Genomic DNA, 10,465 nt, shown 5'->3' with positions numbered 1-10,465 from the left:
TTCGAGGGGCGACGGTGGCAATAGAGGCCGTCTCACCGGGGAGAGCGCGTTATAAGCCGTAAAGCCATTGCGCAGGGAATGTCGGATGTTCTCCGCTGCCCTGTATGCTCGTGTGCAGCATTCTTATGCACAATCGCACGCGAGACCGCGGGTGCAGCGCGCATCCGGCATTCCCTGCGCCCTCTAATTTTTTCGAGGGCGCGAACGACACGCACACCCCGGGCGCTTTGCGCCGCGGGAAGGCGAAGGTGTATCCCCGTCGTCCCGGCGCAGGCTGGGCCCCATACGCCGCGGCCCTTATTGTTGAAGGTGGAAGATAACGACCTGCGTGCAAAAGCAATCATTGCCGGTGGCTACGGGTCCCGGCCTGCGCCGGGACGACATTGCTGTTTGAAATTTGAATCTGAATTCCGCGTGATTGCGAAGAGCGAGCGACGAAGCAATCCATTCTTGCTTTGCGGCCCGATGGATTGCTTCGCTTCGCTCGCAATGACGGAAGCGGTTCCTGCGCGGTTGGGACGGACTTCGACGGCCGCACGGGTGATAACTCAGCAAGTTCAGCGATAATTTGACGCAACTTGCGCGCGCCTTTTGCGTTACCATCTGATGGCCATGACAAACGACGATATTTTTGTGCCGAACCGCGCCCGCACCGAACGTCCCTCGCAGGCACGGGCGAAGGGCCGTGGGCCTGTGATCGACCAGGAGGGGCGCGAAATCCCCGACCCCAGCCTGCGCGGGCAATTCGAGGGTTTCCGGATCGACTTCGGGAATTCCAGCGCCAACCCGTTCGGCAATCTCACCCGCGAGCAGCGGCTGGCGCGGCTGGAAGCGCTGTCGAAACTGCTCGACGTCGCCTTCATCGTGCCGGGCACCAATATCCGCTACGGCATCGACGGCCTGATCGGGCTGATCCCTGTCGTCGGCGACATCATCACGACAGCGATCTCGCTGTGGGTGGTGCGCGAGGCGCGCGCGCTCGGCGCGCCCTGGCACATCACGACGCGGATGCTGGCCAATGTCGCGCTTGATGGCGTGGTCGGCCTGGTGCCGGTCGCAGGCGACGCCTTCGACGTCATGTTCCGCGCCAACGTCCGCAACGTGCGGATGCTCAAGCGCTGGCTCGACAAGCAGCCGCGCTTGTGACCACCGCTCTACCGTCATGCCCGGCCTTGTGCCAGGCATCCACGACTTCCTTTACGTAGCCAAGAAAGACGTGGATGGCCGGGCATAGGCGAGCGTAAGCGACGCCGTCCTTCAGACGGCTAGGCCCGGCCATGACGGAGACTAAAGAACACGCGAAAAAATGCCCCCGGACATCGTCCGAGGGCAGACAGCTCGAAAGCTTACTGTTACGCAGCGTCGGCGCTGGTTTCGGTCGCGGCGGGCGCGCGGGGACGGCGCGTCAGCGGGAAGGCCTCGCTCTCATAGAGCGTGCGGATGCCGCTCTGGTCGAAGCGGGCTTCCTCGACCTGCAGATAGGCGCCGTTCAGCGAGTCCGCCGGCAGCTCCTCGATCGCGAAGCGAACCGCTTCGGCCGCGGTGCCAAAACGCCGATATGCAAAGCCGGCCCGCTTCTTCTTGCGGATCGCGGCAGGAAACAGTTCGGCAGCGGTATCGTAGCTGAATGGACGCATGGTTTGTGACCTCAATCTTTTTGGCTCGTTCGTCGAGCGAGTGGGGATTGGATGACGGTGGGCCGCTATCCCGGGCGGCGCGCCGTGCACGTCATTTCGACCCCCAATATAAGCCTGTTTGACAGAAATGCGACTCCTGATGCGCAGATCGGGGGTGATGCTGAATCCGCGCATGGCTGGCTTTGGGTCCGTTTCGGACCGAAATAAGCCCTGTTATTTCAATGGGCTATGACGCCTAAAGTTTGCGCAGCAGGACCAGGATGAGCAGCACGATCAGGATCACCCCGATAAGCCCCATGCCGGAATGGCCGAGACCATAGCCGTAGCCGCCAAAACGGCCGGAGAAGCCGCCCAAGAGGAAAATAATCAGGATGATGATCAGTATCGTGCCAAGCGACATGGCGGCCTCCTGAAAGCGTGGCCGGCGTCAGGTGAAAACGCCCCGCGGCCCGGAGCAAAGCATACTCCAGGCCGCGAGTCCTCGCTCCGCCGAAAGGGGGAATTGTCATTCCGGGGCGCATCGGAGATGCGAACCTCAGATGCGCAATTGCGCACCTGAGGTTCGCTTCGCGCCCCGGGATGACGCGCTTAGCGCGTCATTTTTTGCTCTCGTCGATCGGCAGCACCTTCAGCGGCGTCGAATAGGGCTCGACGCGCAGCGAGTCCGAGGCGAGCAGGCCGATCTTGTGCAGCGGCGCCTGTTCGAGGTCGCCCGAGGCGGATTTGTGCACGGCGTATCGCCAGACGCTCATCGAGCCCTTGGCCACCAGCATCTTGGCGATGCCGCCGGCGTTCTTGCCGTCCATCTGCGCCAGATCGTCCTCGGCGATGCCGATGACGATTTCATCTTTCGCGGTAATGACCTTGAACAAGGAGACCTTGTCGGCGGCAAAAGCGGGCTGGATCACAACGCTCTCCATGATGAGGGTGGCTGCGCCGAGACCGAGCAGCAGACGTTTCGATATTTGCATTGAACTTTCCTTGATTTGCGCGCCGGGCAAACCGGAGAAGCCCCCCTGAAAATGAAAAACCCCGCGCGACCAGCTCTTGGTCGCACGGGGTGGGAAATGAGTTCGAATGATTGGTGTGATTATTATCCATCGTGTCGTCATGGCCGGGCTTGTCCCGGCCATCCACGTCTTATTGGCGGCACGAAGAACGTGGATGCCCGGGTCAAGCCCGGGCATGACGAGTGAGGGACGACGGCGGCTGACGCTATTTCGGCTGCAGCTTCAGCGCGGCCGAATTGATGCAGTAGCGCAGGCCGGTCGGTCCCGGGCCGTCCTCGAAGACGTGGCCGAGATGGCCGTTGCATTTCGAGCACAACACCTCGGTGCGGATCATGCCGTGGCTGATGTCGCGCTCCTCGTCGACATGGCCATCCGCGGCGGGTGTGGTGAAGCTCGGCCAGCCGCAGCCGGAATCGAACTTGGCGTCGGATTCGAACAGCGTCTGCCCGCAGCCGGCGCAGGTATAGGTGCCCTTGCGGTGCTCATGCTCGTATTCGCCGGAGAACGGCCGCTCGGTCGCCTTTTCGCGCAGCACCGCATACTGCATCGGCGTCAGCTCGCGGCGCCATTCGGCCTCGCTCTTCTCGACCTTGGTCTTGGTGTCGGACATGGAGTCTCCTTTGAATTTGGTCCCTCAGTTGCTGGCCTTCGCACTGCTCACCAACGTCGGCTTATCGAGGTAGTCGCTCGCAAAGATCTTCTTGAGGTTATGGACCTTCGGGATGTCGTTGAAGGCAATATAGGGCTGGTTCGGGTGCAGCGTCATGTAGTCCTGGTGATAGGCCTCCGCCGCGTAAAACGCCTCCAGCGCGCCGACCTTGGTCACGATCGGCTTCTTGTAGACCTTGGCGGCGTTGAGCTGGGCGATATAGGCCTCCGCGACCTTTTTCTGCTCGTCGCTGGTGGTGAAGATCGCCGAGCGATATTGCGTGCCGGTGTCCGGGCCCTGGCGGTTCAGCTGGGTCGGATCGTGCACGACAGAGAAAAAGATCTGCAGGATCTTGCCGTAGCTGATCTTGTTCGGGTCGTATTTGACCTCGACCACTTCCGCATGCGCAGTGGTTCCCATCGAGACCAGATTGTAGTCGGCAGTCGCCTTGGTGCCGCCGGCGTAACCGGACACGGCGTTGACCACGCCCGCGGTGTGCTGGAACACGCCCTGGACGCCCCAGAAGCAACCGCCGGCAAGGACCGCGGTCTGGTGGCCGCTGGCCGGCTGCACGTCGGCGGCGGGCGGGGGGATGATCACGGCTTCTTCCGCGGCGCGCGAGGGGGTGACGGCGAACGCGGCAATGGCGAGCGCGCCGATGGCGGCGGCGCACAGCGAAAGGCGGCTGGATCGGCGAGGGGACATGGTTTCCTCTTGGGGCTGTTGGAAGGCAGTTTAGAGCGGGAGCCGCGTTTCGCAATCGGCGCAGCTTCCTCAGATACGCAGAGATACGGGCCTGGGCTCATTTTGTTACGGCCGGCGACACACGAGTTCGTGAATAAAATCGCGCCGGCGCAACACGTTAGGCGCGATGTTTGGCCACGCTTGACCGGACCTCGCACAGCTTCCCACAATGAACCGCCGGCAGCCTCCGGCGACCACAATTCATGCGCCGGAGCGTTTCACTGATGTTGCGCGCCTTCTTCCTGGTCATCGTCACCCTTGTCGCCGCCGGCCCCGCGCGGGCGGCGGGCGAAATCGACACCTGCCGGAACAAGGATGCGGAACCGGTCGCAAGGCTGGCCGCCTGCGATACCGTCATTGCCGACAACAAGATGCCTGCCAAGGCCAGGGCGGGCGCTTTCGGAGTTCGCGGCGATGCGCTGATCAAGAAGCGCGACTATGACGGCGCGATAACGGCCTTCAACGCGGCGATCGAACTCGTTCCCGATAACGCCGGATACATCAATTCGCGCGGCCTCGCCTATAGCAGCAAGGGCGACGACGAGCGGGCCCTGGCCGACTATGCGCAGAGCTCGAAACTGCAGCCGAATTTTTCCAGCCCCTACAACAACCGCGCCCTTATTTTCATGCGTCAGGGCGACCTGCAACGCGCCCTCACCGAACTCGATTCCGCCGTCAGGCTCGCGAACAACGACGGCAGCCGCTACAATCACCGCTTCAACCGGGGACGCGTGCAGACCTACCGCAAGCAATACGACGCGGCGCTCGCCGATTTCGCCGAGGCGAAAAAGATCAATCCCGACGCCCCGCAGGTCGCGGCCTACCGTTGCATCACCTACACCGAGATCAGGAAGTTCGACGAAGCGATCGCGGATTGCAACGTGGCGTTGGCCCACACGCCGAATTCGGTCTATGCGATGACCAGCCGCGGCAATGTCCATCTGGCGAAGGGCGATCTCGACGCCGCGCTGAAGGACTACAACGAGGCGCTCAAGATCAACCCGAACAATATCCGCGCCCGTGCCAACCGCGGCAAAGTGTTCGAAAAGCGCGGCGACGTCGTGGGTGCGCGCAGCGAATACCGTTCGGCGAGCGCGGCCCTGACCAAGTTCGATGATATCGATGCGGCTATTGCCCGCCGCTTCGCCAAGGAGCGGCTGGCGGCGCTGACGACCGCAGCCCCCGCGTCATCAGGTCCGCGCAAGGTCGCCTTGATTGTCGGCAACAGCGCCTACAAGAACGTGCAGCCGCTCGCCAATCCGGCGCGCGACGCCAAATTGATCGCGTCCACGCTTCGCGAGCTCGGCTTTGCGACCGTCACGCTGGCGCCGGACCTCACCCGCGACAAGTTTTTCGCTGCCCTGCACGAGTTCGGCACGCAAGCCGAGAAGGCCGATTGGGCGGTGGTCTATTATGCCGGTCACGGCATGGAGATCGGCGGCGTCAACTATCTGATCCCGACCGACGCCAAGCTCGCCGCCGACCGCGATGCGGAGACGCAGGCGGTGGCGCTCGAGCAATTGATCGCCGCGGTTTCCGGCGCGCGCAAGCTGCGGCTGGTGATATTGGATGCCTGCCGCGACAATCCGTTCGAAAAGAACATGCAGCGGACCATTGCGCTGAAGCTGGTCAACAAGGGCTTTTCCAACATCGAGCCGGAGGCCGGCTTCATGGTGGTCTATGCCGCCAAGCACGGCGAGACGGCGCTCGACGGCGATTCCGTCAACAGCCCGTTCGCAACCGTGCTGGCGCGTGAACTCAAGACGCCGAAGGTCGAGGTACGGAAACTGTTCGATATCGTCCGCGACGACGTCTGGACGATGACCAAGCGCGCGCAACAACCCTTCACCTACGGCTCGCCGCCCGGAAGGGAGGATTTCTATTTTGTCGCGGAGAAGTGACGCCGCGTGTCCCGGACGCGGTGCAGCGCTCTTCGCGCTGCTCCGCAGAGCCGGGACCCAAGGTGGTGTCGCGATTGATGGGTCCCGGATCAGCAGCGCACCGCTTCGCGCTGCGCAGCATCCGGGGCACGCAGACCCACTGTTCAGATCAAATCACCACGCTCAGCCGCTTCGCGGCGCGCGTGATGCCGGTGTAGAGCCAGCGCGCGCGGCTGTCCTGGAACGCAAAACTTTCGTCGAACAGCACGACGTCGTCCCATTGCGAGCCCTGCGACTTGTGCACGGTCAGCACATAGCCATAGTCGAACTCGTCATAGGGCTTGCGCTGCTCCCACGGGATGGTCTCGATGGCGCCGCCAAAGCAATCGCCGCGCACCGAGACCTTGGTCACCTTGTGGCCGAAATCCTCATCGGGCGACAGTCGCATGGTGATGATCTTCGATTTCGACTGCGCGCGCGACTTGACCCGCCACAGGCCGCCGTTGAACAGGCCCTTCTTGCGGTTGTTGCGCAGGCAGACCAGCTTGTCGCCGGCAACCGGCAACGGATCCTCAATGTTCTGTTTCTGGCGTACCCGCATGTTGTAGGCGCGGCGCGTGTTGTTGCGCCCGACCAGCACCTGGTCGGCCTTCATCACACGGTCCGGGTCGAGTTCGCTCCGCGACACCACCTCGCTCTCGCCATGGCGGCCGATTTCGAGTTCGCGGCCCTCGCGGATATCCATCGACATCCGCACGATCGGATCGTCCTGGGCCTGGCGATGCACCTCGGTCAGCATCGCGTCGGGCTCGGAATCGGTAAAGAACCCGCCGCCCTGGATCGGCGGCAGCTGCGCGGGATCGCCGAGCACCAGCAGCGGACAGTCGAACGACATCAAATCGCGGCCGAGCTCGGCGTCCACCATCGAACACTCGTCGATCACGATCAGTTTCGCCTTCGAGGCCGGCGCGTCGTCCCACAGTTCAAAACTCGGCTGCTCGACGCCGGATTCGCGCGCGCGGTAGATCAGCGAATGGATCGTGGAGGCGTTGTCGCAGCCCTTGTTGCGCATCACCAGCGCGGCCTTGCCGGTGAAGGCCGCGAATTTCACCTCGCCGTCGACGCCGTCGGCGATGTGCCGCGCCAGCGTGGTCTTGCCGGTTCCGGCATAGCCGAACAGCCGGAATACCGGCGGCGTGCCGTTCTTGCCGGGCTTTGCCTTCATCCAGTCGGCAACGGCCTTCAGCGCGGAATCCTGATGCGGCGTAAACGTGGTCATTTGGTCTCGGCGGAGGGGCGAGCGGGCCGTGATCGGCCGCGACTCAGGCAGACCCTCAAGCTAACCATTCGCGCGTTCCATGCAAGCCGGCTTCCGCGGCGCGGAATTGGAGTTTCACGGCCGAGGCTAGACTTGCTCCCTGCCGCGAATACACTGCAACAAAACAACAATCGGGAGCGACGTCATGAAGTTCGGCATCTTTTATGAGCTGCAACTGCCGCGCCCGTGGGAAGAGGGCGATGAGCTGCGGCTCTACCAGAATGCCCTGACGCAGCTCGAGACCGCCGACCGGCTCGGCTATGACCATGCCTGGGTCGTGGAACATCATTTCCTGGAAGAATATTCGCATTCGCCGTCGCCGGAATCGTTCCTCGCCGCCGCCTCCCAGCGCACCAAAAGAATCCGGCTCGGCCACGGCATTTTCCAGCTCACCACCAACCATCCCGCCCGCGTCGCCGAACGCGTCGCGGTGCTCGATCTGCTCAGCAACGGCCGCTGCGAATTCGGCATGGGCGAGAGCGCCTCGATCACCGAACTGACGCCGTTCGGCCGCGACATGGAAACCAAGCGCGAGGTGTTCGAGGAAGCGGTGCAGGCGATCTTTCCGATGTTCACCAAAGTCGGCACCGAGCATCACGGCAAATATTTCGACATCCCCTTGCGTAACGTGGTGCCGAAGCCGGTACAGAAGCCGCATCCGCCACTGTGGATGGCGTGCTCGCAATTGCAGACCATCGAACGCGCCGGCGAGAACGGCTTTGGCGCGCTGGGCTTTCAGTTCGTCAGCGCGCAAGCGGCGCACGCCTGGGTGCACGCCTATTACAACGCGATCACCAAGCGGCTGAAGAAACTCGCCGACTACGAGATCAACCCGAACATGGCGCTGGTGTCATTCTTCATGTGCGCCAAGACCGACGAGGAGGCGCGGGCGCGCGCCGATGGCGCGACCTTCTTCCAGTTCGCGCTGCGCTATTACGGCGCGTCGCAGAACCGGCAGCGTCCCGACCCCGGCACCGTCAACATGTGGGACGAATACAACAAGTGGAAGCGCGAAAATCCGGAGGCGCAGGAAGCGGCTCTGCGCGGCGGCCTGATCGGCTCGCCGGAAACCATCCGCAAGAAGTTGCGGCGGTTTCGTTCCTCGCACATCGACCAGGTGATCCTGCTCAACCAGGCCGGCAAGAACAGCCATGAGCACATCTGCGACTCGCTGGAATTGTTCGCCAGGGAAGTGATGCCGGAATTCCAGCACGATCCCGAGCACGAAGCCTGGAAGGCAGGCGTGATGAGCGGCGCGATCCAGCTCGAGGAAATCGACACCGAGGCGTTCAAGGACCGTTACGGCAAACTGGCGGTCAGCGTCGCGCCGACGCCGAAAGTTGCGGCGGCGGGATAACCGGCAGGTCTTGCGAAGGTGTCTCGATCAGGAGGCGTCGAACAGCGCGATAGCCCGTTCCTTGACAGCTCCGCCGCTGCCATCCTCGCGCGCGATCAGGACGTAGTCCGTGCACGGCACTCCCGATTTTGCGGTGGTGAAGCGCCTGTGGACTTTCGCGCCGTGAACAATATTGAAGTACAGCGCCGCGCATTCATCCTCCAGCTGTCGGAAGCATGAGAGCTCTTCGCGCGCGCCGGCGAGATGCCGGATGGTGTAATGCGGGATCATGTCTGATGCGGCCCAGTACGTTTCGTTGAGTAGCCATCCGCCGGAAAGTTCAGAATTCTAGTGAAATCCCCAGACGATCATGGCCAGCAGTGCCGCTTGGCAGATGATCGCTGCCGCCATTTTGATTGGATAGATCGTGCTGCGTTGAATCATCTGTGACCTCTGCGCTCGCTCGCGTGGCCGTGACAAGTCATCTCGAACGAGGTCGATTATTCCCTCGGGGCGTTGCTTTTTGAATTCCAAAGCTACGCAGGTTCCCCGCACAACATTCTCCGGATGCAGCCAACCACAGAAGAAACTTCAACGGCCGAGGCCAGGGGGCGGCACCGGAATGCCGACCCTTGTCCGTTTCATCTGAGTGGTGAGTTAGTTCGATCCGGCGGCCGCCGCCGTAAAGCTGCGATCGACGGCCTTGCTGACATCGAGCGTCTTGGAGAGGATGCCGTAGCGTGTGGCGCGGTCGGATGCCGCCTGAACTTCCTTGACGATACCGGTATCGATCACGATCGGGCTGGTTTTTTGCGCGGTGTAGGCGCTGAGCAGCACGTCTTCCGGCAGCTTGGTCAGCTCGGACGTGTTCCTGGCATATTCGGGCAGATGATCCAGCGACCACAGCCGCGCCTTGTTGAGCCGCTGCACGAGATCCTGCACGGCCGCGCGCTTGGTGGCGATGGCGGAATCGGATGCCACGATGAAGGTGATGGTCGGCGTCAGGCCTTCGCCGTTGGCGACGACGCGGGCCTTATCCTTCAGCGTCGCGTAGGAGACGTAGGGCTCCCACACCGCCCATCCGTCGATCGAGCCGGCGACCAGCGCGATCTTGGCATCGACTGGACCCAGCGGCGCGAAGGTCGCGTCGTCGACCTTGTAGCCGGCTTTCTCCAGCGTCGCGTCGATCAGGAACTGGCCCCAGCCGCCGCGCGTTCCGGCCAACCGCTTGCCTTTTAAATCCGCCGCCGTCTTGATCGGCGAATCCTGCCGGACCAGGATCGCCTGGGTGCGGGCATCGGAGCGCGTGCCGCCAATCGCCTTGATCGGTGCACCGGTGGCATAGACGGTGAGAAACGACAGATCGCCGGTGTAGCCGACATCGAGCGCGCCGGCATTCAACGCTTCGAGAATAGGCGCAGCGGCAGGAAATTCCGACCATTCGATCTTGTAGGGAAGATCCCTCGCCAATCCCGCGATTTCGAGCAGCGAACGGTTGCCGCCCTTCTGGTCGCCGACGCGCAGCGTCACGGTGTCCGCTGCCATGGCCGAAGCTGTTATCGCCAGCCCCAGCGCCGCGCCGACCAGCGTGGCGCCAAATTTACGGATGCGTGAGCGCGTTGTTGATTCGAGTGTGTTCATGCCTTTGTTCTTTCCGGTGTGATCCGCCGCATTGCGTGAGGCAATCAGCGACGCACCAAGCGTACGAGCGACTGCTCCGCAGTCAATGAAATGGCTGACTGAATATTTTGATGCACCGGCAATGATCGCCTCGCTACTCACGCGCGAATAAAAATTGTCTGCTGTGCGGCTTGAACTCGTTCGAAATTGGAAGAATTGAATCGATGCGGAAGCGCTGCATATTTTGCGAGCGCGCAAAAACCGTTTCATC

General features: G+C 62.4%; 11 protein-coding genes. 3 read left to right on the top strand and 8 right to left on the bottom strand.

Annotation, left to right across the window (positions count from 1 at the left end; translation table 11 throughout):
- The first annotated feature begins 606 nt into the window (after positions 1-606).
- Positions 607-1,146, top strand: a complete 540-nt coding sequence (locus JQ611_RS39505; protein WP_212468609.1) for a DUF4112 domain-containing protein — start codon at positions 607-609, stop codon at positions 1,144-1,146.
- A gap of 206 nt (positions 1,147-1,352) precedes the next feature.
- On the opposite strand, the gene JQ611_RS39500 is transcribed toward JQ611_RS39505, so the two are convergent.
- The 5 genes from JQ611_RS39500 to msrA all read right to left on the bottom strand — a co-directional run bounded on the left by JQ611_RS39500 (position 1,353) and on the right by msrA (position 4,001).
- Positions 1,353-1,637: a hypothetical protein gene (locus JQ611_RS39500; protein WP_212262784.1), complete on the bottom strand. Its 285-nt coding sequence runs from the start codon at positions 1,635-1,637 to the stop codon at positions 1,353-1,355.
- 235 nt (positions 1,638-1,872) lie between these two features.
- A complete protein-coding gene (locus JQ611_RS39495) occupies positions 1,873-2,037 on the bottom strand; it encodes a DUF3309 family protein (RefSeq protein WP_212034340.1) in 165 nt (54 codons plus the stop codon).
- Positions 2,038-2,233: 196 nt separating this feature from the next.
- Entirely contained in the window at positions 2,234-2,608 is a 375-nt protein-coding gene (locus JQ611_RS39490; RefSeq protein ID WP_249133825.1) for a hypothetical protein, read from the bottom strand.
- Between the two features lie 244 nt (positions 2,609-2,852).
- A complete protein-coding gene (msrB, locus tag JQ611_RS39485; RefSeq protein ID WP_212262783.1) occupies positions 2,853-3,257 on the bottom strand; it encodes a peptide-methionine (R)-S-oxide reductase MsrB in 405 nt (134 codons plus the stop codon).
- 24 nt (positions 3,258-3,281) lie between these two features.
- Positions 3,282-4,001 carry a peptide-methionine (S)-S-oxide reductase MsrA gene (gene msrA, locus JQ611_RS39480; protein ID WP_212468608.1) on the bottom strand — a complete coding sequence of 240 codons (720 nt, stop codon included), beginning with the start codon at positions 3,999-4,001 and terminating at the stop codon, positions 3,282-3,284.
- Positions 4,002-4,264: 263 nt separating this feature from the next.
- Between msrA and JQ611_RS39475 the strand changes: the two genes are divergently transcribed.
- Positions 4,265-5,941 carry a caspase family protein gene (locus JQ611_RS39475; RefSeq protein ID WP_249133824.1) on the top strand — a complete coding sequence of 559 codons (1,677 nt, stop codon included), beginning with the start codon at positions 4,265-4,267 and terminating at the stop codon, positions 5,939-5,941.
- A gap of 148 nt (positions 5,942-6,089) precedes the next feature.
- Here the strand turns inward: JQ611_RS39475 and JQ611_RS39470 are convergent, their stop codons facing one another.
- Positions 6,090-7,199 (bottom strand): ATP-dependent RecD-like DNA helicase, encoded by a 1,110-nt coding sequence (locus tag JQ611_RS39470; RefSeq protein WP_212468606.1) that lies wholly within the window; start codon positions 7,197-7,199, stop codon positions 6,090-6,092.
- Positions 7,200-7,383: 184 nt separating this feature from the next.
- Here JQ611_RS39470 and JQ611_RS39465 point away from each other — a divergent pair, with 184 nt between their 5' ends.
- Complete coding sequence (locus tag JQ611_RS39465) at positions 7,384-8,595, top strand: LLM class flavin-dependent oxidoreductase (protein WP_212468605.1); 1,212 nt, start codon at positions 7,384-7,386, stop codon at positions 8,593-8,595.
- 27 nt (positions 8,596-8,622) lie between these two features.
- Here JQ611_RS39465 and JQ611_RS39460 read toward each other — a convergent pair whose 3' ends face one another.
- Positions 8,623-8,865: a hypothetical protein gene (locus tag JQ611_RS39460; protein WP_212262778.1), complete on the bottom strand. Its 243-nt coding sequence runs from the start codon at positions 8,863-8,865 to the stop codon at positions 8,623-8,625.
- 366 nt (positions 8,866-9,231) lie between these two features.
- Positions 9,232-10,215 carry an ABC transporter substrate-binding protein gene (locus JQ611_RS39455; RefSeq protein ID WP_212468604.1) on the bottom strand — a complete coding sequence of 328 codons (984 nt, stop codon included), beginning with the start codon at positions 10,213-10,215 and terminating at the stop codon, positions 9,232-9,234.
- Positions 10,216-10,465: the final 250 nt, after the last annotated feature.

Origin of the sequence: Bradyrhizobium sp. AUGA SZCCT0182 (assembly GCF_018130185.1) — a bacterium.
Taxonomy (GTDB): Bacteria; Pseudomonadota; Alphaproteobacteria; order Rhizobiales; family Xanthobacteraceae; genus Bradyrhizobium.
This window is presented reverse-complemented; position numbering and strand designations above follow the sequence as displayed.